Consider the following 21,988-nt stretch of genomic DNA (forward strand, 5'->3'; position numbering starts at 1 on the left):
TTACACAACCATTACGGCATAGCGTCTTGGTCTGCACCTTCTTTTTCAATTACTTCTGGTATTAAATCTTCTTTGCTTACGCCCATTGCAAGTGCAACAGAGCTGGCAACATAAATAGAAGAATAAGTACCAATAAACACACCAAATAACAATGCAGTTGCAAAGCCATGAATAGTTTGTCCGCCCCATGCAAACAAGGCAATCAATACTAAAATAGTGGTGATTGATGTTACAAGTGTACGGTTAAGTGTTTGGGTAAGTGAAATATCAATAATTTCAACGGTATCGTCAATGCGTACTTTACGGAAGTTTTCACGAATACGGTCCGACACAACAATGGTATCGTTAAGTGAATAACCAATTACCGCAAGAATTGCCGCCAATATAGTTAAATCAAACTCTAAACCTAATATAGAAAACAAACCTACAGTAATAATAACATCGTGTAATAGTGCACCTACCGCACCCACAGCGAAGCGCCATTCAAAGCGAAATGCAACATAGATTAAGATACAAATAAGTGCAGTTAACATGGCTAGGCCACCCTGCTCTTTTAAGTCTTCACCTACACTTGGGCCTACAAACTCAATGCGGCGCATTACTACGCTGTCGTCTGCTTTTTTAAGTGCGTCGATTACTTGGTTGCCAATTACTTCCGCTTTTACATCGCTACCGCGTGGCGCTAAGCGAACTAAAATCTCTTGGCTTGAACCAAACAATTGTACCGATGCATCGGAAAAGCCATTTTCAGCTAGCGCATCACGTACTTTTTTAAGGTCAGCAGGTTGTGAAAAACCAACTTCTACAGCAGTACCGCCTGTAAAATCTAAACCAAAGTTTAAGCCTTTAACAAAAATTGATGCAAACGACGCTAAAATTAGTAACGTCGAAAAACCCATAGCCACTTTTCGAAGAGACATGAAACGAAGGGTTCTACTACCCAAACTTAAAATTTGCATGTCTGCTCCTTAAATCGAAAGTTTATCAATGCGTTTACCACCAACAAACAAGTTGATTACCGCACGGGTACCAACGATGGCTGTAAACATTGAAGTTAAAATACCAATCGCAAGTGTCACTGCAAAGCCCGCAATCGGACCAGTGCCCACTGCAAACAGTATAATGGCAGCAATTAGTGTCGTGATGTTGGCATCAAATATAGTGCTAAATGCGCTATCGTAACCAAAATGAATCGCTTGTTGAGGACTACGACCATCGGCCAGTTCTTCACGAATACGCTCAAAAATAAGTACGTTAGCATCAACTGCCATACCTACGGTTAATACAATACCCGCAATACCTGGTAGCGTAAGAGTAGCGCCTGGAATTAAAGACATAACGCCAACAATCAGTACTAAGTTAGCCGCAAGCGCAAGGTTTGCAACCATACCAAAGCCTTTGTAGTACACAAGCATAAACACAAGTACAAACGCAAAACCAAGTGCAACCGCAGTCATACCCGCTTCAATATTTTCTTGTCCTAAACTTGGACCTACAGTGCGCTCTTCAACAATTTGAATTGGTGCTACAAGCGCACCTGCACGAAGTAGTAAACTTAAGTTATGTGCTTCTGCTGGATTATCAATGCCGGTAATACGGAACGAGCGATCAAGACGAGCTTGAATCGTTGCCACGTTAATAACTTCTTCAACTTTAATAGGTGGAAGTGCTTTACCGTTAGCATCTTTTTTACCTGATGGCTTGTATTCAATAAATACCGTTGCCATGCGCTTGCCAATAGCACGCTTGGTAAAGGCATTCATTTTTGCCCCACCTTTGCTATCTAACGTAATACTTACTTGCGGACGTTGGTATTCATCAGCGCCAGATTGCGCGCCCGTAATATGGCTGCCCTCTAAAATAATACGCTTTTTAAGTACAACAGGGTAACCGTCGCGGCTCATGATCATTTCAGTACCCGCTGGAATACGACCTTGAGCAGCAGCACTTGCATCGGCATTTTCGTCTACTTCACGAAATTCAAGTGTTGCTGTCGCACCTAAAATTTCTTTAGCGCGTGCTGTATCTTGAATACCGGGTAGTTGAACAATAATACGCTCAGCGCCTTGGCGTTGTACGTTAGGCTCTGCAACACCAATTTGGTTGATACGGTTACGAATAATCGTTTCATTTTGCTTGATAGCGTAGTCACGAATTTCTTTGAGTTTTTGCTCACTCATTGTTGCAAAAAATGCTTTATCGTTGCTGCTATCATCAATGTAAACGTTTAGCGGGTAACGAGTTCCTAAGAAACTTTCTGCAGCATTTTTGTCTTCTTCGGTACGCATTTCTACACGCATACGTTCAGAGCCAGCTACACGGCGAACACTACGGTAACGTAGTTTTTCTTCGCGCAGATCACTGCGAAAATCTTGTTCCATTTGCTCAAGCTGGTTATCAACCGCTGTTGCCATGTCGATTTCCATGGTGAAATGTACGCCACCACTTAAATCAAGGCCTAACTTCATTGGGTTGCCACCAACCGCTTTTAACCAAGCTGGTTGAGCAGGTGCCATATTAATAGCAGAAATGTAATCATCACTAAGCGAATCACGCAGTAAATCTTGCGCTTTTAACTGCTCTTCAACATTTTTTAAACGAACTAAAATTTGTCCATCTTCAAGTATTGTCGATTTAGCGGTTACATTATTTTTTTGAGGATTTCGTTTACTTTGTCTACAACACTGAGATCAACATCAGCACCTTTAGCACCTGAAACTTGTATAGCCGGATCGCGACCATACAAGTTTGGAGAAGCATATAAAAGGCCAATGGCTACCACAGCTAAAACAAGTAAATACTTCCAAACCGGAAACTTGTTTAACACGGGGTCGTCCTTATTATTTTTATAGCGACTTCATTGTGCCTTTTGGCAATACTGCAGATACAGATGATTTTTGTACTGTTACTTCTGCTTGCTCATTTAAAGAGATAACGATGAAATCTTTATCTTCAGAAATTTTAACTATTTTACCTACTAAGCCACCTTGAGTTAGCACTTCGTCACCTTTAGCCATCGCATTCATTAGGCTTTTGTGTTCTTTAACACGATTAGCTTGTGGGCGATAAATCAAAAAGTAAAAACTAAACCAAAAATAGCTAACATAATTAGCATTTGCATAGTGCCGCCGCCTGCCGCTGCTGCGCCTGTACTTGCTTGTGCGTTTGAAATAAATAAACTCATGATACTTCCTCTTTAATTTTTAAAGTTTAATTTTTTATATCTGCTAGCTCTGGCACATCTTGGCCTCGGCGAGCATAAAAATCTTTTACGAATTCTTCTAATTTACCTTCGCTAATTGCATTGCGTAAACCTTCCATAACACGTTGATAGTAACGTAAATTATGAATTGTGTTTAGTCGCGCACCTAAAATTTCATTACATTTATCAAGGTGATGCAAATAAGCTCGTGAATAATTCCCACACGTATGGCAATCACACTCAGGGTCAAGTGGCCCTGTATCTGTTTTATGCACTGCGTTACGTATTTTAACCACACCTGTGGTAATAAATAAATGACCATTACGTGCATTACGCGTTGGCATAACACAGTCAAACATATCAATGCCTCGGCGAACCGACTCAACTAAGTCCTCTGGTTTGCCTACACCCATAAGGTAACGAGGTTTGTCTTCTGGCATTTTAAACGCACAATGATCAAGAATGTTCATCATTTCGTTTTTAGGCTCGCCTACTGATAGGCCACCTAATGCATAACCGTCAAAACCAATGTCTTCAAGACCGGCTTGTGATTGTGCACGTAATTCTGGGTACATACCACCTTGAATAATACCAAACAAAGCAGATGGGTTGTCGCCATGACCTTCTTTAGAACGCTTAGCCCAACGAAGAGATAGCTCCATAGAATCTTTAGCTTCTTTTTCAGTCGCTGGATACGGCGTACATTCGTCAAATATCATTACAATATCTGAGCCTAAATCGCGTTGTACTTCCATCGATTTTTCAGGTGACATCATAATTTCATCACCATTTACAGGTGATTGAAATAATACGCCCTCTTCAGTGATTTTACGCATTGCGCCTAGGCTAAATACCTGAAAACCGCCTGAGTCAGTTAAAATAGGGAAATCCCAGTTCATAAAGTCATGTAAATCACCATGCTGCTTAATGATCTCAGTACCTGGGCGAAGCATTAAGTGGAAGGTATTACCTAAACAAATTTGTGCACCAGTCGCTTTTACTTCATCTGGCGTCATACCTTTTACAGTACCGTAAGTACCAACAGGCATAAATGCAGGTGTTTCTATTACACCACGGTCAAAAATCAAGCGGCCACGGCGCGCTTTTCCGTCAGTACGGTCTAATTCAAATTTCATATCATCCTCAATGTCAGAAAAACAGTCCAACAAGCTATAATTTAACCGCTCGATTCTACCCTTTTTGACCAGCCAATACTATTAGCTGCGGTAAATTCAATACTGATAACTTCATTCAAATAAAAAACCCCAGCAACTTAACTGGGGTTTGTAATCATTTTTACTGATAATTTAATACTTAACCTGAACCCTGGATAATAAGTCTGTCTCAAGCAACTATTTTCAGCGCTAACTGTGTTGAATTTACTTGCAATAGGGCCGGTTACTTAACTATTTACGTGTTAAAAACATCGCGTCGCCATAACTAAAAAAACGATACTGCTGTTCAATTGCCGTGTTATACGCACCCATAATGTTGTCTTGCCCGCTAAAGGCACTCACTAACATTATAAGCGTTGATTCCGGTAGGTGAAAATTAGTAACCATGGCATCCACTACATTAAACTGATAACCCGGATAAATAAATATATCTGTATCACCAAAGTAAGTGTCTAGCTTGCCACCATGTACTTTTGCTGCAGATTCTAATGAACGCACTGAGGTTGTACCAACGGCAATAACGCGCCCACCTTTCGCTTTAGTTTTTGCAACAGCCGCTACCACATCTTCTGGCACTTCAATGTATTCGGAATGCATTATATGATCGTCAACACTGTCAACACGCACTGGCTGAAAAGTACCTGCACCAACATGCAAGGTAACAAAAGCCATTTGCACGCCCTTATCCTTTAATGCAGCCATTAACTGTTTATCAAAATGTAAACCAGCAGTAGGCGCTGCCACTGCCCCTGGTTTTTCACCATAAACTGTTTGATAGCGCTCACGATCTGCCTCGTTATCAGGACGGTCGATATAAGGCGGTAATGGCATGTGTCCAATGTCGTTTAATATATCAAGTACGTTTTGACTGTGATCAAATTCAAGCTCAAATAACGTGTCATGCCGTGCAACCATTATTGCCTTGGCCTTACCTTCTAAAATAACTTCATTACCAGGCTTTAATGATTTGCTAGCACGGACATGTGCAAGCACACGATGTTCATCAAGTACGCGTTCAACTAATACTTCAACTTTACCACCTGATGCTTTTTGACCAAACATGCGTGCAGGGATTACTCTGGTATTATTAAAAACCAGTAAGTCGTTTTCATTTACCAGTTCAAGTATGTCACTAAAGACTTTGTGTTCTACACTACCACTAGGCCCATCTAGGCTAAGTAAACGACTACTCGTACGATCCGGCTTAGGAAAGCGAGCTATTAATTCATCAGGTAAGTCAAAGCTAAAATCAGCTACGCGCATAGTTAGTAATCCACATCATTTAAAATCGCGCCAAGTGTATATCTATCGCCTATCAAGCTCAAGAAATCCCCTTATATTCTGCAAAATTGAAGTACGCAAGCCTACGAATGACCATTAATTTTCTTGTTCTTCAATCAAAAAATCACTATTCTTATTCGGTTAAATAAATATGGGTTGAGAAATACGTGGTAGAGCAACTTAAATTGCTAATATTAAACGCAAGTCGTGCTGAACGCCTTACTATTCGTGCCACTTTAGAGAGCCTGAATGTTTTTGCTTTTATTGAAGTACAAGACAGCCAACAAGCTTTAAAACTATTAAAGCAACAGCCTGTTGATATTATTATCACGGGCCTCAATGTCGGTAAAATAGATGGTTGGCGCTTTTCACGGATGATCCGTTCGGGTTTATTAAAAACACCAAAGAATACGCCGATACTACTCATCCCTCCCATTTATTGTGAACGCATCGCAGAAACAACTGCGCGTAGTTATGGTATTGATGCCGTACTGCCTTTTGAGCAACAAGACATGCTGCCACAGGTTTTGGCTAATGTGCTGTCGACACATTTAGAAAAAAGTAGCCGCTTAAACCTCTTATTACTTGAGCCACTGCAAGATAAAGCCAATGATATTAGCGCACAACTAAAGCTAAACTTTGCAATTACACATACAACAACAAGCAAAGAAGCGCTAAACGCTTACTACCAGCAAAAATTTGCCATCGTACTGTTAGATGCCACAGCCGCAAGAGCTGAAACGTCGAGTGTTTTAGTAGAAGAGATTTTGCAACATAACCCAAAACAGGCAATTGTAACAATTATAGATAATGATGATGCAAATTATGCAGAGCAGCTCTTATTATCAGGTGTTACCGATTTTATTCGTGCCCCCTACGACCCTTCTTTTTAAATAAAGTATGTGACCACGCAGCACGTCGAGAAGACTTTATGGTCAGTTATGCTGAATTTGCCAACAAAGTTGAGCAATTGAGTGTAAGTGAAGTGAAATATAAAGAGTTATTCTCAGCCCACCAACGCATTCTATTACACTTAAATACCGTGGTACTTGAACTTGATCAACTAGGTAAAATACGCTTTATAAATCCAGCTTGGGAAACACTAAGTGGTCATGGCGTAAAACCAACACTGCAAAAACCTTTAACCGCATTTTGTATTAATGAATGCCAAGAAAAATTACAAAATACGATTTGTGATATTTTAGGGGGTGAAAATCAGCAACAAGTAGAAATTAAGTTACAGCACAAAAATGGCACTCAAATTTGGGTAGAATGCAGGTTTCAACTGATCAAAAATAGTCGTAATACAGCAACAATTACCGCCACAATCGACAATATTCATGAGCGAAAGCAAGCTGAATTACAGTTACGCCATTTAGCGCATCACGATCCACTTACAGGCTTACATAACCGCTATTATTTTGATCAACAACTTAATCGTATCTGCCAACCAAAGCACACTTTCGATGATATAGAACATGCTATTATTTATATCGATCTTGATCACTTTAAAATAATAAATGACAGTAAGGGCCACCACCAGGGCGATATTGTCTTAAAAGAAGTGGCTCAACTGTTTAAAGACAATATCGGTGATGAACACCTTGTTTGCCGTATTGGCGGTGATGAATTTGCTGTTATTTTAACAAACATGAACTTATTAGAAGCGCATTTAGTGGCCGAAGGTGTTTGTATCGCAATTGAACAACATACTTTTAAATCAGAGGATCAAGTTTACACAATAAGCTGCTCTATTGGCTTAGCTCAAATAACATCTAAAAATTGCGATCCCAATGAATGCTTAAAACAAGCCGACATCGCCTTATATATAGCTAAAAATTTAGGTCGAAATTTAGTCCACTGTTATTCAAAAGAAGACTCGCAAAATAAGACATTGCAAACAGGTTTGGAATGGGGTCACGAAATCCGCCAAGCATTACAACAAGATAATATAGAGCTTCATTATCAGCCTATTTGGGACTTCAAACAAAGTAAAGTTGCTTACTTTGAAGTGCTGCTACGATTAAAGCTCAATGATAAACTTGTGTACCCCAATCAATTTATTCCATCGCTTGAAATGTTAAACGATACATTTTTGATGGATCAATGTGTTATTCGCAACACGCTTGCTTGTGTTGAAAAACACCCAGAATTAAATCAAGTCGCAATTAATCTATCAGCACAATCATTTTTAGATGAACGATTACTGCCGCTTATAGAGTCAAGCTTAGAAAAATATCAAGTATCACCTACTCGTATTATTTTTGAAATTACTGAATCTGCAAGTATTAATAATCTAAAAGCAACACGTAAGATGATTGAGAAGCTCAATAGCTTAGGTTGTCACTTTTCTATAGATGACTTTGGTACCGGCTTTAGTACTTTTAATTATTTAAAGCAGCTTCCCGCACAGCATGTAAAAATTGACGGCTCATTTGTACGTGACATGCTTAACGACCCCATCGATTTAGCGTTAGTAAAAGCAATTAATGATATAAGCCGGTCACTCGATAAGCGTTCTGTGGCTGAGTATGTTGAAAATAAAGATATATTTTTTGCACTAAAAGAGATTGGTGTGGATTACGGACAAGGCTACTTTATTGCACGTCCTATGGCGGTTGAAAAAGTAAAGACAGAGCTTGAAAATATTTTAAAAAATAAAGTTTTTTACCAACAATAACCTAGCTCATATTAAGCATTAATAAACAATTTTAAGCATTTTATTACTATCATTATTATCTTTTTTACCTATACTTTCCTCATCACAATACGAATGTCACGTTATTTAAAGGATTACGCTTAACAAACATGACATTACCTATTGCAAATACAGAACCCTAAATCACGGGCTGTTTTAAAATAAGGTTTGAGGAGATAAATATGACGCAATTGATTATCTTATTACTACTTATTCACTTTGCAATAGCGTATCAATGCTATCGATACGCGAGCATAAAGGGCTACCCAATTCGAGTATTTACAGTATTGGGTTGCATGCCTTATTTTAATTTAGTGGTGTGGATCTATTTATTATTTTTACCGGAGCTAGAACCTTTTGAACACCATAACCATGATCAAAAGCAGCCTCTTTAGGCTGCTTTAACATTTAAATCACTTTGTTTTATTAAACTCCAAACTACATTGGCGTTGTAAAAACACCTCAAGCTGCTGACTAAATAACTTAAAGTCGCGAATTCGTCCTGTTGTTTTACGCCACAATATACCGATATCACGGTATGCATCGCTTTGCGATGGTGTCGCTGTCATATTTTTATTATCTAAAATCCCTGCATTAATTGCCATTTGCGGTAAAAAAGTCACGCCAAGTTGATGTTCAACCATGCTAAGCAAAGTATGCAAGCTTGCTGCTTCAAATGGATTAATACAACTAGCACGATTTAAGTGACACGCACTAAGCGCATGCCCTGTCATACAATGCTCACGCTCCAGTAAGAATACACTCGCATCTGGTAGCAAATTAAAGTCCTCTACCCCTTTGCAGGCATATATTCTTTATGATGCACTAAGCTAAAATGATCTTTTGCCAAAATTTGAGTATGAAACTTATCCGTTTCGTATGGTAAGGCTAATAGCGCTAAATCAATATGACCATGCTCGAGCTTGTCGAGTAGTTTATCGCTCGTGTCTTCTATCAATACCAGCTCTAAGTCGCAAAAAGTTTGTTTGCAAAAGTGATAGAGCGGCGCAGCAATAAAGCTCGCTATAGTCGGTATTACACCCACGGTTAACTTACCGCTGAGGGGAGTTAAAAAGCTTTTAGTCAGCTCTTTTAAGCTAATTGTATCATTAATTATTTTACGAGAACGCTCTACAACTTCTTCGCCGATGCTGGTAAACATAAGGCTACGATTTTCTCGCTCGATGAGCTGACAACCAAGTGTTTCTTCAAGGTTTTGAATCGCACTACTTAAAGTGGATTGACCTATAAAGCACGCGCTCGCGGCACGCCCAAAGTGTTGATGTTGATGAACAGCTAATAAATACTGTAGCTGTTTGATGCTTGGAAGATTGGTCATTTTTTCTTTCCACAAATAAAAAGACCCCAACACCTAGGGCGTTGAGATCTTTTCAAGCTAAAAGTCTTTAAGTACTTTTTTGTTAAACCCCAAAAGCGGTTCTTAGTACGTAGAAAATAACAATAGCAAGGGCAGCACCAACTGGCAACGTAATTACCCAAGAAACTACAATGTTTCTGATTACGCCCATATTAAGTGCTCCAATTCCACGTGCCATACCTACACCTAATACCGCGCCAACTAAGGTCTGAGTAGTAGAGATTGGCATACCAGTACCTGATGCAATAACAACCGTTGAAGCAGCAGCTAGTTCAGCAGCAAAACCACGGCTAGGCGTTAAATGTGTAATGCCTTCACCAATTGTTTTAATTACTTTTTTACCTAAAATAGCAAGACCGGCCACAATACCAAAACCACCAAGCGGTAGAATCCACCATGCAATAGCGGCTTTCTTAGCAATTTCACCATTGTTTTCAACAATGTTTACAACAGCAGCTAGTGGACCAATAGCATTAGCAACGTCATTAGAACCATGGGCGAATGCCATACAACATGCAGTTAATACCATTAATACAGCAAATACTTTTTCAACATTGTTGAACTGCATTTGCTTATCCGCTTGAGGATCAATCTTCAAACGAGAAATAGCAATTTTACCAATAATACCCACAATAACCGCAATAGCGATAGAAAGTGCATAGCCTTCAACAGCACCTAAATCTATGCCAACATGCTTTAAGCCTTTTTTAATTGTAACTAAAGCCATAATAAAGCCCGCTAGACCCATATAAAGCGGTACATAACGTTTAGCATTTTTAAGTGGAGCGTCTGTATCAAAAATAAGCTTTTGCGCACTCATAAATATTAAGTATGCAATAAAGCCAGATATAGCCGGTGTTATAATCCAACTACCAACAATACCACCTACTTTATCCCATTGGATTGCCTCAGTACCAACAGCAACTAACGCAAAACCAATGATTGCGCCAATGATTGAGTGAGTAGTTGATACCGGCCAACCTAGGAACGAAGCCATTAATAGCCATGTTCCGGCTGCAAATAAAGAAGCAATCATGCCCAGAACCATAAGCTCAGGAATATCTGCAAATGGTGCTGCATCAATAATTCCTTTACGGATTGTTGATGTAACCTCACCACCTGCTAAGTAAGCACCTGCAAATTCAAAAATCATCGCAATAAAAATTGCTTGTTTGATTGTAAGCGCTTTAGAACCTACTGAAGTACCCATAGCATTAGCAACGTCATTCGCGCCAATACCATAAGCCATAAAAAAGCCGACTGCTGCGGCAATTAAAATTAATACCGTGCCGTAAGATGCAATGATATCCATTGTGTAACCTTAATCTTTCGTAATTGAACTGATTTTAAATTAACGAGCTAACATCAGCTCAAGACGTGATCCTACGCGCTCTGCAATATCTGCAAGCTCGCCAACCCACTCAATGATTTTGTATAAAAACATTACATCAATTGGATTTAGCTCACCTTCTACAACTCGCAGTTGGCGACGTACTTTTATTTGCATTTCATCCGTGTCTTGTTCTATCGCATCCAATTCTACTAGCATTTTTTCTACTAAGGTCACTTCGCGACCTTTAAAACCAGTTTCTAGCAATTCTTCTAACTCATTAATTGCTTTAGATGCTTGTTTAGTTGCATCTACACAACGAGTTAAATAAGCAAGAAAATCAACTTGCATAACTTTAGGAATGGTCATTTCACGACCAATCACACGTCCAGCAATGTCTTTCGCTTTATTAGCAATTTTGTCTTGTTGGGTTACTAATTCGAGCAGATCTGTACGCTCTACCGGCATGAATAATCCACGCGGTAGCTGTAAACGTATATCTCTTTTCATATCATCGGCTTCACGCTCTAAATTACGAATAGTGATACGAAGCTCTTCTGCTTGTACCCACTCTTCTTTAAATACGTGATTAAAAAAAGGTATCAAAGCTTTACTTGCTTGATGAACCTTCTTGATGTGTTCTTCCATAGGTTTGATAGGAGATTTTGCAAATACTCCTAAAAACGCGTTTGTAGGCATAACTGACCCTTTAATCAAATTGATATGCTTTGCAGCATGAATTTTACAGTATTCACAACGATTGTGAATGCTTTTTATTGCTTCACTTGTGCTAACAATGCACAAAGCGACACAAGGCCGCTTTAATACAAAAGAATGAAATAATTAAATTTATAGAGATTTTTCTATATCTTCTTGAGATGTATGACGAATATCTTTGCCATTTACGAAATATATAATGTATTCCGCAATATTTTGGCAACGATCTCCGATACGCTCAAGCGAACGCACAGACCATACTAAGTCCATAATTTTCGGGATTGAGCGAGGATCTTCCATCATATAGGTCATTATTTGACGTGTAATGGCTTCATACTCTCTATCTACCTTTGCATCTTCCTTGTGAACCTGAAATGCACGTTGTACATCCATACGCGCAAACGCATCAAGCACATCATGAAGCATTTTTAATACTTGGCGACCCATATTTTCAATATTAACTAATAAATCTTGCTGATCTTTAGTAAATGAATCCAATGCCACTTTTGCAATGCGCTTTGCTTCATCGCCAATACGCTCTAAATCAGCAATCGTTTTTGCAATTGCAATTACTAACCGTAAATCACTGGCTGCTGGCTGACGACGAGCAATAATGCGAGTGCACTCTTCGTCAATGTTCACTTCCATAGCATTTACTTTGTAATCGTTCTGACGCACCTTTTGAGCAAGCTCTGCATCGTTACGACTAACGGCGTCAAGTGCGCTGCTTAGTTGTTGTTCAACGAGGCCTCCCATGCTTAATACATGGTTGCGTACATTTTCTAGCTCTTGATTAAACCGGCCAGAAATATGCTTATTGATATTATGTTCCATAATTGCCTTCTCTCTTAATCTTATACAACACGTTATAACGGGCTAATTAACCGTAACGACCGGTAATGTAGTCTTCGGTCTTTTTCTTAGTTGGTGTTGTAAATAAGGTATTTGTATCTGAATACTCAATCAATTCACCCATATACATAAAGGCTGTTTGATCAGACACTCGCGCTGCTTGTTGCATGTTATGTGTAACAATAACAACGGTAAATTTGTTTTTTAAATCGTTAATAAGCTCTTCAATTACCAACGTTGAAATTGGATCAAGCGCTGATGTAGGCTCATCTAATAGTAACACTTCTGGCTCAATCGCAATTGAACGAGCAATAACTAAACGTTGCTGCTGACCACCCGACAAACCAAACGCACTATCGTGTAATCTGTCTTTTACTTCATCCCACAATGCTGCACCACGAAGCGACTGCTCTACTACTTCGTCTAATTTACGTTTCTCTTTAATACCTTGTAAGCGTAGTCCATATACCACATTCTCATAAATAGATTTAGGAAATGGGTTCGGACGCTGAAATACCATGCCTACGTTACGGCGAAGTGCGGCTACATCAACACTTTTATCATATATATTTTGCCCATGAAGTAATATCTCACCTTCAATTCGGCAAATATCAACCAAATCATTCATGCGGTTGATACAGCGCAGCAATGTTGATTTACCGCAACCCGATGGGCCGATAAACGCGGTTACTTGACCTTTAGGAATGTTCATATTCACTTTATTAAGTGCTTGCTTATCACCGTAGTAAAGATCGAGATTTTTAATCTCTAACGCTTTTTGATCGTCAGTTAAGTTTTCTAAATCTAACTTCAAGCCTAAATTTGCTTGGTTTACTTGTGGAGCGACTGTAATCATGTTTGTTACCTATAAAATCTTTACAAATTAGTGTTCAAGCGATCTGAATTTTTCACGTAAATGATTACGTATACCAATAGCCGTTATGTTAAGCGTAATAATCACCGACACTAATAAAAAGGCCGTTGCGTATACCAGCGGACGCGCCGCTTCAACATTAGGACTTTGGAAGCCAACATCGTAAATATGAAAACCTAAATGCATGAACTTTCTATCTAAGTGAAAGTACGGGAAGTTGCCATCCAGTGGTAATGTAGGTGCCATTTTCACAACGCCCACCAACATTAGTGGTGCAACTTCACCTGCTGCACGTGCAACTGCCAATATTAAACCGGTCATAATTGCAGGACTTGCCATTGGAATTACTATACGCCATAACGTTTCAACTTTTGTTGCGCCAAGTGCGAGTGAACCATCGCGCACAGTGCTAGGAATACGAGATAAACCCTCTTCAGTCGATACAATAACAACAGGTAAAGTCAGTATAGCGAGCGTTAACGCCGACCACATTACACCAGGTGTACCAAATACTGGGGTTGGTGATGCTTCTGGATAAAATAATTGATCTAAGCTGCCACCTAACATGTATACAAAAAAGCCAAGGCCAAATACACCGTATACAATTGAAGGAACACCCGCTAAGTTAATTACTGCGATGCGAATCATTTTAGTGATAGCATTTTTAGCGGCATACTCGTGCAAATAAATTGCAGCAACAACACCAAACGGCGTCACGATTACAGCCATCAACATAACCATAAACACTGTACCAAATATAGCAGGAAAAACGCCGCCTTCGGTATTTGCTTCACGTGGGTCATCAGATACAAACTTACCTAACTGTACAAAGTAGTGCCCTAACTTTGCAAAAAAGCCCATGTCGTTTGGAAACCAAACATCAAGTACTTGGTACATAGGAATAGTAACAATTTCACCGCGCATATCTTTTACGGTTACGTAGTCACGTTTAGCTTGCTTACGTAGTGCAAATAAATCTTTTTCAAGTACGCCATATTCGGCACGTAAATCAGCACGCGCTTGAGCAAGCTCTGCTACACGTTCATCAGTTAATGCGTTATCGAGTAAGTAGCCCTTTTCTTTTAAACGAAGACGCTCAAGTTCGTAGTTAATATGGCCTATATCGCCATTTTGTAAATCGAGTGCCTCATCGTTTAAATCAACAGCACGTTCAACAAGCTCATATAGTATTTCTACTTTATCGCCAGCCACCGGCTTGCCATCTTTAATTACATTTTCTACATAACCATAAAAGTTACCGTTTTTGCTACGTTCGAATACTGCAAGTGCCGCTGGCGTTGATTTATCTTTTATGTCAGTTTCCAGTATCCAACGAAAATCTAAATCTACGTATTCCCGATTACCCGTTTTTATCAGTAAACGTTCAAACTCTTCTTTATCGAATGCAGATACATCAATACCCGTTGCCGTCAAACGCTCTTTAGGAACAAGTTCACGGTCGTAAATTTCACCTATTACGGTTTGTTTTGCAATTGACCCTTCAAGTTCAAACTGTACAACTTGAGAAGGCCAAAAAAACTTAATCCCTTCCAGGCTATCATTGCTAGGATACCTAGCACTGAAATTAAACTGATGCTCACTGCACCACCGGTCATCCAAATCCAAGGAGAACCAGACCTAAACCACTGCTTTATCATGTCGTGTCTCTCCACTTACATTGAGCTGTATTTTTCACGTAGTTGCTGACGAACAAACTCAGCCACTGTGTTAAAAATGAAGGTGAATATGAATAGTACAAAAGCGGCTAAAAACAAAATTCTATAATGTGAACTACCCACTTCTGACTCTGGCATTTCCACCGCAATATTTGCCGCAAGAGTACGCATGCCTTGGAAAATACTCCAATCCATAATAGGTGTATTACCTGTCGCCATTAATACAATCATTGTTTCGCCAACTGCACGGCCTAATCCCATCATTACTGCTGAAAAAATACCTGGGCTGGCTGTTAGTAATACAACACGCACAAGCGTTTGCCACTGAGTAGCTCCCAGAGCTAATGAACCGTTTGATAAATGTTTTGGCACACTAAATACCGCATCTTCAGCAATCGAAAATATAGTAGGAATAACCGCAAACCCCATCGCAATACCAACAACTAACGAGTTTCGCTGATCGAACGTCATACCTAATTCATTCGTTAAATATTGGCGAACATTGCCATCAAACATCCACAGTTCTATTGTTTCGCTCATTGCGAACGAAAACCAGCCAATAAGTAACACAACCGGAATAAGGATGATTGAATGAGAACCTTCTGGTATTTTATGGCGAATGCTTGCTGGCAACTTTGTCCAGCCTAATGCCGTACCTAAAATGCCCAATGGTAGTAATACTAATAACCCAACAATGGCTGGCAAATGCTCTTCAATTAAAGGAGCCAACCAAAGGCCAGCTAAAAAGCCTAAAATAACCGTGGGTAATGCTTCCATTATTTCTACGGTTGGTTTCACTACCTTACGAAGCTCACTCGACATAAAGTAGGCTGTATAAATAGCTGCAGAAAGTGCAATAGGTACCGCAAATAACATGGCATAAAATGCCGCCTTTATTGTGCCAAACGAAATAGGTACGAGTGAAAACTTAGATTCAAAGTCATCACTTGCTGATGTTGACTGCCAAATATAACCCGGCTCAGGGTAGCCTTCGTACCATACTTCTTCCCATAGCGCAGACCAGGTCACCTCAGGGTGTTCGTTATGTATTTCAAGTACCGTAAGTTTATTGTCAGCTAAAATTAATGCGGCGTTAGAGCGTGGTGCAATAGCAAAGTCTTTAATAGCACCTTCACTCACCTTGCCTTGCCATAATTTGGCTTCGCTTGTTGTATAGTACACACCAAGTTCGCCATTACTGCTGGTAGTAAAAAAGTTCGGCGATAAAACTCTGTAAATATATTTAACTTACTTTGTTTGCTTGTTTCAAATGAGCGGATTTTTTGATATTCACGACCAGTCTCAGTATTTACTTCAAACCATTGTGAAACCTCACCATTATCATTAGCAAGCATCAATGAGTTAGCACCGGCAAGTAATTGTGCAGATACTATATTTGCATTTTCTTCATTTGCCGAAAGTAATTGAATGAGCTCAACGTCGCTTGAATCACGTGTATCGTATACATAAATTTGATTAGCTGAACGAATAAAAGTACGCGTTGTATCAGGTGAAATTAAAAGCTCATCGACGCGCCCTTCAATGTTCAACTCAGTACGTTCAACAACCCATTCTACCTCGCCAGTAAACATGTTTTCTTCAGCTACAAAGCTACTAAACAAAACACGTTTGTCAGCCGTTAATGCCACAACAGCTGTTTTATCTTCATAATGACTAAATGCAAAACGCGATATAGCAGCGCCTTCTTCATCTACTTCTAGCGCCATTTCGCCAAGTGGATAATCAACTCGCGGCGTTAATTTACGTTCATTATTTGGAAACGTGACTAAAAATTTAGGTGCAACAATCACCACCGAACCGTTTTGTAAGCCATAGGCATATTGCCCCTGAAACGGTGCGCTGGTCGCAAAGCTACTCACTTCACTTGGTAGTTCTACATCAAGTGTTTTAAGTTTTTTACCAAAACTAGCTTTTTCTACATTGTAAAAATCTACATTGCCTTGCTTGCTAAGTAAAAAAGCAACTTCTGTTTGCTCTTCAACACCTAAACCAACAATTTGATCTGCATTGGCAACATTGAAACTGTCGCGCTTTTCAACTTTTGCTGATTCAAAAATCGGTTGTACTACATAAAGGAGGTAGAAAAAATTAATAGCAGCGCTATTAATACCATTACTCCACCTGCGGTTATGCCAAACTTGGCAAACCGATCTTTAAATAGACGGCTTCGATCCGTATTAAAAGTCGGCTTATTCGGATTGGAAGTCATCAAAACACCCTTAAATCTTAACGTTGCATAAATTATATTTCATCAAGATGACAGTATTGTTACAGCGGTAACAATAAACCTTTTTAGCCAGGTAATAATAAGGTGGTTTAATTCATTGCATATTTTGCATTAAACGAATAGTTTATAAGTGAACTTAATTATAAATTTATTGGACAAAGTATTTATCGAGGTCAATACTGAAAGGCGCCTAATAAATAACAATAGCAATGAGCTAAGCACCTAGTGCACATTGCTAGACGCGCACAACTCTAGGGTTTGAACCTATCGTTTATAAAACAACCCATAATATTTAGATTTAAGTTAGATAAACACTTAATGCCTATGCATTTACCTTCTTTGGGCTTAAAAAAGAGAATTATTTATGAAGCAGTTGGTTATAACAATTTTAGGGAAAGATCGCCCTGGCTTAGTAGAAAGCATCTCAACCATTATTTTAAAAAATAACGGTAATTGGCTCAGCAGTAACTTAAGTCATTTGCTTGGTCACTTTGCGGGGATCATACAGCTAGAGGTCGCTGAAGAGCATTTACAATCACTTCAAAATGCATTAAACGCATTGCCTAAGCTTGATGTACGTATTGAAACCGGCAATACAGAAATAGAACATGTTGAACTTGAACAGCTAAACTTTGTGATTACAGGAAACGATCGCCCTGGAATAGTACAAGAACTTGCCAGTGTTATTCGCCATAAGGGCGCTAACATTACCCATTTAAACTCAAGGCAACAGAGCGCCCCAAACTGGGGAGTCCCTATTTTTAGCGCCGTAGCTACCATAACGTTACCCAATGGAATGAATAAAGATGAAGTAATTGATGCTCTCGAATCGATAACTAGCGATTTGATTGTTGATGTTGAAGACGTTTAAGTTTCCTTAATGCGTGTCATAAACCTGACACGCATGTCATTTTAATGTCATGAACTTGCACTATATTTTATTTAGCATCTAATCGCGGAATAAAATATGAATGCCCATACAGGAAAAACGCAAGTTATTGAATATTTTGCAAAAGAGTTAAGCTGGCTATCGTTTAACGAGCGCGTATTACAAGAAGCAAAAGACAAAAGTAACCCAATCATTGAGCGTATGCGTTTCTTAGGTATCTTTTCAAATAACCTTGATGAGTTTTTCAGAGTTCGAGTGGCCGATGTTAAGCGTCGTATTTTATTAAGCAAACTACCTGATGCTAATTTTGAAGAAGACGAAGTTCTTTTAGGCCAAGTACAAAAAAAGTATTATTGCTTGGTAAAAAATTTAACCAAGTTCACCAGCAAATTTTAAGTGACTTAACCGCACATAACATCCATGTTGATCGTCCTGAAAAGCTAAGCGAATTCCATTTAAATTGGTTGAAAATTTACTTTAATGACAATGTACTACAGCATATCTCGCCCATATTACTTGATGAAAATAAAGATTACTCAGATTACGTCAACGACACCATGACCTATCTATTCGTAGAAATGTGTGACGAAAAAAGCCATTACGCTATGCTCGAAGTACCCACAGACCGCGTGCCAAGATTTATAAATTTACCACCTGAAAAAACTCGTCGCCATAAAACAATTGTGATGCTTGATGACGTTATTTTATATTTTTTAAATGATGTTTTTAATAGCTTTTTTAGTTTTAAAACAATTCAAGGTTACTCAATTAAGCTTACTCGCGATGCAGAATACAATCTTGATGATGAACTAGAAGAGGGCTTATTAGATAAAATGTCTAAAGGCCTCAAACAGCGTATTTACGCAGAGCCCGTTCGTTTGGTATATGACGAAACCATGCCTGATAATATGCTTAAAGTAATGAAAAAGCGCCTGAGCGTAACTCATCACGACGCACTTATCCCAGCAGGTCGTTATCGTAACTTTAGAGACTTTATAGCCTTTCCTAATGTAGGGCGTCAGTACCTTGAAAATAAACCGCTGCCGGCATTACAAAGCACTGCATTTAATAAACACACCAGCGTATTTGATGCTATTAGCGAACAAGATATTCTCCTTTATTATCCGTACCACACATTTAACCACTTACTAGAGTATGTGCGTCAAGCAGCATTCGACCCAAAAGTTACGCAAATTAAAGTTAATATTTATCGCGTTGCCAGTAAATCTCGATTGATATCATCACTCATCAATGCCGCTAAAAATGGTAAACAAGTCACTGTAATGGTCGAGCTAAAAGCCCGCTTTGATGAACAAAATAATATCGAGTGGGCAAAGATATTAAGCGGCGCAGGTATTAGAGTGATTTTTGGTATACCCGCGTTAAAAGTACACAGTAAGTTATGTATTATTCATCGTAAAGAGAAAGGTCAAATAGTAAAGTATGCACACATTGGCACTGGTAACTTTCACGAAAAAACAGCAAAAATCTATACCGACTTTAGTTTATTCACAAAACATGGTGGGATCTGCGAGGAATGCGATAGCGTATTTAAATTTATAGAAAGTAGCTACAAACCTTTTAATTTTGAATACTTAATGCTGTCACCTGTAAATGCTCGTGACACTTTACTTGATTTAATCGATAAAGAAATTCAGCATGTAGAGAACGGTTGTGCAGGTAAAATTACTATTAAAGTAAACAACCTTGTTGATAAACAGCTTGTTGATAAACTCTACTACGCTGGTCGTCGCGGCGTTAAAATACGTATAATTGTACGTGGCATGTGTTCATTAATACCTGGGGTAGCTAGATTTAGCGACAATATAAGAATAATAAGCATTGTAGATCGCTTTTTAGAACACCCAAGGGTAATGGTTTTTGGTAATAACGCAAACGACAAAGTTTATATTTCATCTGCTGATTTGATGACCCGTAATCTCGATCACCGCGTTGAGGTAGGTGTGCCTATTTTAGATGCGAAATTAAAGCAGCTCATTATTGATATTCTAGAACTGCAATTTAAAGACCGTACAAAAGCACGCTTAATCGATAGCGAACAAAAAAATGCCTATGTAAGACGTGGAAACCGTAAAAAAATCCGCTCGCAAATAGCGATTTATGACCACCTAAAAAAGTGGGAAGGTAACTATAATAATGGATGATCACCCCTCTATTGCCGCTGTCGACTTAGGCTCTAATAGCTTTCATTTAGTGGTTGCCCGTGAAGTGGATGGCACACTGCAAATTCTGCATAAAGAAAAGCAACGTGTATATTTAGCTGACGGGCTAGACGATAAATTTAGGCTAAGCCAGCAAGCAATTGATCGTGCCTTAATAGTGCTTAAACAATTTGCAAATACTCTACAAGACTTCCCTGCATGTAATGTAAAAGTAGCTGCAACGTATACTTTTAGACGAGCTAAAAATATCCATGCGTTCTTAACACAAGCCAGTAAGATCTTTCCATTTCATATTGATGTTATTGCAGGGCAAGAAGAGGCACGGCTCATTTATCAAGGTGTCGCGCATTATGTACACAATGAAGAAAACCGCTTAGTAATTGATATTGGCGGCGGCAGCACCGAGCTAATAATAGGTAAGCACTTTAAACATAAGTTACTCACAAGCCGAAATATAGGGTGCGTAAGTTATACCAAGCAATTTTTTAGTGACGGCATAATAAACGCCAAACGCTTTAATAAAGCAGAGATAAAAGCAGAACAAGAAATAGAGGTTATTTTTGCTAATTACATCAATGAGGGTTGGCAAAACGTTATTGGTACATCTGGCACTATTAAATCTATTTTGGCTATGGTGGGCGCCCAAAACCCGCATCAGCCTTGTATAACCTACAATGATTTAGTCACCCTTAAACAGCAATTCATAAATGCCAAACATAGCGATAATTTACTCATTGAAGGTTTAACACCGGAACGACAGCAAAGTATTTGTGGCGGTTTAGCGATACTCATTGCTATTTTTAGAGAGTTTTTGATTAAAGAACTAACTTATAGTGATTTTTCGCTACGTGAAGGTTTATTACATGAAATGCAGCAAAAGTTGGCCGATAAAGACATTCGTAGCAATACCATTAATAACGTAAGTGATAGATACACTGTAGATAAAGCACATGCAATCCGTGTTACTAACACTGCAACTTGGCTTTATGAGCAACTTAAAGCGCCGTGGCAGCTTGATAACAATGATGATATTGCCTTGTTAACATGGGCTGCTAGTCTTCATGAAATTGGCCTATCAATTAACTCTTCGGGTATTAATAAACACAGCGCTTATATTGTTGCTAACAGCCAGCTGCCCGGCTTTACCCAACAAGAACAGGTAATATTAAGTTCGTTGATTCGCTTTTACCGGAAAAAATTAGGCTCGATGAGTTACCTGAATTCATAACTATTTCTCAGCAGCAAGTGCTCAAGCTTATTACTATTTTGCGTTTAGCGATTCTATTTAATCAAAAACGCCAAGTAAGCCAAAAACCCAATATGGAAATTAGCGCAAATAGCACCGGCTTATTTATAAAATTTTGCGATAACTACTTGCAAGAACACACACTACTACAAGCTGATTTAATACAAGAACAGCGTTACTTAAAGAAAGTGGGTATAGCGCTTGATTGCTCCTAAAACTAACATATATCAAAAGTAGGA

Annotated in this window: 9 protein-coding genes and 8 pseudogenes; 5 read left to right on the top strand and 12 right to left on the bottom strand. The window is 39.0% G+C overall.

The window, feature by feature from the left end; all coding sequences use genetic code 11:
- Positions 1 to 11: 11 nt before the first annotated feature.
- From secF to queA, 5 genes and pseudogenes are all read right to left on the bottom strand, one after another.
- Positions 12 to 959, bottom strand: a complete 948-nt coding sequence (secF, locus tag P4S71_RS06820) for a protein translocase subunit SecF (protein WP_007375995.1) — start codon at positions 957 to 959, stop codon at positions 12 to 14.
- A 9-nt stretch (positions 960 to 968) separates the two neighbouring features.
- A pseudogene (gene secD, locus P4S71_RS06825) lies at positions 969 to 2,827 on the bottom strand (protein translocase subunit SecD).
- 19 nt (positions 2,828 to 2,846) lie between these two features.
- Positions 2,847 to 3,184 (bottom strand): annotated as a pseudogene (gene yajC, locus P4S71_RS06830) (preprotein translocase subunit YajC).
- 26 nt (positions 3,185 to 3,210) lie between these two features.
- Positions 3,211 to 4,338 carry a tRNA guanosine(34) transglycosylase Tgt gene (gene tgt / locus P4S71_RS06835; protein WP_007375992.1) on the bottom strand — a complete coding sequence of 376 codons (1,128 nt, stop codon included), beginning with the start codon at positions 4,336 to 4,338 and terminating at the stop codon, positions 3,211 to 3,213.
- A 270-nt stretch (positions 4,339 to 4,608) separates the two neighbouring features.
- Positions 4,609 to 5,640 carry a tRNA preQ1(34) S-adenosylmethionine ribosyltransferase-isomerase QueA gene (gene queA / locus P4S71_RS06840; RefSeq protein WP_007375991.1) on the bottom strand — a complete coding sequence of 344 codons (1,032 nt, stop codon included), beginning with the start codon at positions 5,638 to 5,640 and terminating at the stop codon, positions 4,609 to 4,611.
- A gap of 185 nt (positions 5,641 to 5,825) precedes the next feature.
- Between queA and P4S71_RS06845 the strand changes: the two are divergent.
- Both P4S71_RS06845 and P4S71_RS06850 read left to right on the top strand, forming a co-directional pair.
- Positions 5,826 to 8,338 (top strand): annotated as a pseudogene (locus P4S71_RS06845) (EAL domain-containing protein).
- A gap of 200 nt (positions 8,339 to 8,538) precedes the next feature.
- Positions 8,539 to 8,751, top strand: coding sequence for a hypothetical protein (locus tag P4S71_RS06850; protein WP_007375989.1), 213 nt, complete (start codon positions 8,539 to 8,541; stop codon positions 8,749 to 8,751).
- 18 nt (positions 8,752 to 8,769) lie between these two features.
- On the opposite strand, the pseudogene P4S71_RS06855 reads toward P4S71_RS06850, so the two are convergent.
- The 7 genes and pseudogenes from P4S71_RS06855 to P4S71_RS06885 all read right to left on the bottom strand — a co-directional run bounded on the left by P4S71_RS06855 (position 8,770) and on the right by P4S71_RS06885 (position 17,413).
- Positions 8,770 to 9,695, bottom strand: a pseudogene (locus P4S71_RS06855) (hydrogen peroxide-inducible genes activator).
- Between the two features lie 82 nt (positions 9,696 to 9,777).
- On the bottom strand, positions 9,778 to 11,046 hold the full coding sequence (locus P4S71_RS06860) for an inorganic phosphate transporter (RefSeq protein WP_007375987.1): 1,269 nt from the start codon (positions 11,044 to 11,046) through the stop codon (positions 9,778 to 9,780).
- Positions 11,047 to 11,085: 39 nt separating this feature from the next.
- Entirely contained in the window at positions 11,086 to 11,763 is a 678-nt protein-coding gene (locus P4S71_RS06865) for a TIGR00153 family protein (protein ID WP_007375986.1), read from the bottom strand.
- Between the two features lie 150 nt (positions 11,764 to 11,913).
- The gene (gene phoU / locus P4S71_RS06870) at positions 11,914 to 12,615 is read right to left on the bottom strand and encodes a phosphate signaling complex protein PhoU (RefSeq protein WP_007375985.1); all 702 of its coding nucleotides are present in this window, start codon (positions 12,613 to 12,615) and stop codon (positions 11,914 to 11,916) included.
- Positions 12,616 to 12,661: 46 nt separating this feature from the next.
- Positions 12,662 to 13,489: a phosphate ABC transporter ATP-binding protein PstB gene (gene pstB / locus P4S71_RS06875; protein ID WP_007375984.1), complete on the bottom strand. Its 828-nt coding sequence runs from the start codon at positions 13,487 to 13,489 to the stop codon at positions 12,662 to 12,664.
- 27 nt (positions 13,490 to 13,516) lie between these two features.
- Positions 13,517 to 15,165: pseudogene (gene pstA / locus P4S71_RS06880) on the bottom strand (phosphate ABC transporter permease PstA).
- Positions 15,166 to 15,180: 15 nt separating this feature from the next.
- Positions 15,181 to 17,413 (bottom strand): annotated as a pseudogene (locus tag P4S71_RS06885) (ABC transporter permease subunit).
- Positions 17,414 to 17,795: 382 nt separating this feature from the next.
- On the opposite strand from P4S71_RS06885, the gene P4S71_RS06890 reads away from it, so the two are divergent.
- The 3 genes and pseudogenes from P4S71_RS06890 (at position 17,796) to P4S71_RS06900 (ending at position 21,964) form a co-directional block, all read left to right on the top strand.
- Positions 17,796 to 18,302 (top strand): glycine cleavage system protein R, encoded by a 507-nt coding sequence (locus P4S71_RS06890; protein WP_007375981.1) that lies wholly within the window; start codon positions 17,796 to 17,798, stop codon positions 18,300 to 18,302.
- A 96-nt stretch (positions 18,303 to 18,398) separates the two neighbouring features.
- Positions 18,399 to 20,485, top strand: a pseudogene (gene ppk1, locus P4S71_RS06895) (polyphosphate kinase 1).
- Positions 20,478 to 21,964 (top strand): annotated as a pseudogene (locus P4S71_RS06900) (Ppx/GppA phosphatase family protein). The pseudogenes ppk1 and P4S71_RS06900 overlap by 8 nt, the downstream one beginning before the upstream one ends.
- Positions 21,965 to 21,988: the final 24 nt, after the last annotated feature.

This window comes from Pseudoalteromonas sp. B62 (genome assembly GCF_037162565.1).
Classification (GTDB): domain Bacteria; phylum Pseudomonadota; class Gammaproteobacteria; order Enterobacterales; family Alteromonadaceae; genus Pseudoalteromonas; species Pseudoalteromonas fuliginea.

Bases quoted from the DNA above. Each gene is read 5' to 3' on its own strand.
- secF (WP_007375995.1), bottom strand. From the start codon at position 959: ATGCAAATTTTAAGTTTGGGTAGTAGAACCCTTCGTTTCATGTCTCTT.
- tgt (WP_007375992.1), bottom strand. From the start codon at position 4,338: ATGAAATTTGAATTAGACCGTACTGACGGAAAAGCGCGCCGTGGCCGC.
- queA (WP_007375991.1), bottom strand. From the start codon at position 5,640: ATGCGCGTAGCTGATTTTAGCTTTGACTTACCTGATGAATTAATAGCT.
- P4S71_RS06850 (WP_007375989.1), top strand. From the start codon at position 8,539: ATGACGCAATTGATTATCTTATTACTACTTATTCACTTTGCAATAGCG.
- P4S71_RS06860 (WP_007375987.1), bottom strand. From the start codon at position 11,046: ATGGATATCATTGCATCTTACGGCACGGTATTAATTTTAATTGCCGCA.
- P4S71_RS06865 (WP_007375986.1), bottom strand. From the start codon at position 11,763: ATGCCTACAAACGCGTTTTTAGGAGTATTTGCAAAATCTCCTATCAAA.
- phoU (WP_007375985.1), bottom strand. From the start codon at position 12,615: ATGGAACATAATATCAATAAGCATATTTCTGGCCGGTTTAATCAAGAG.
- pstB (WP_007375984.1), bottom strand. From the start codon at position 13,489: ATGATTACAGTCGCTCCACAAGTAAACCAAGCAAATTTAGGCTTGAAG.
- P4S71_RS06890 (WP_007375981.1), top strand. From the start codon at position 17,796: ATGAAGCAGTTGGTTATAACAATTTTAGGGAAAGATCGCCCTGGCTTA.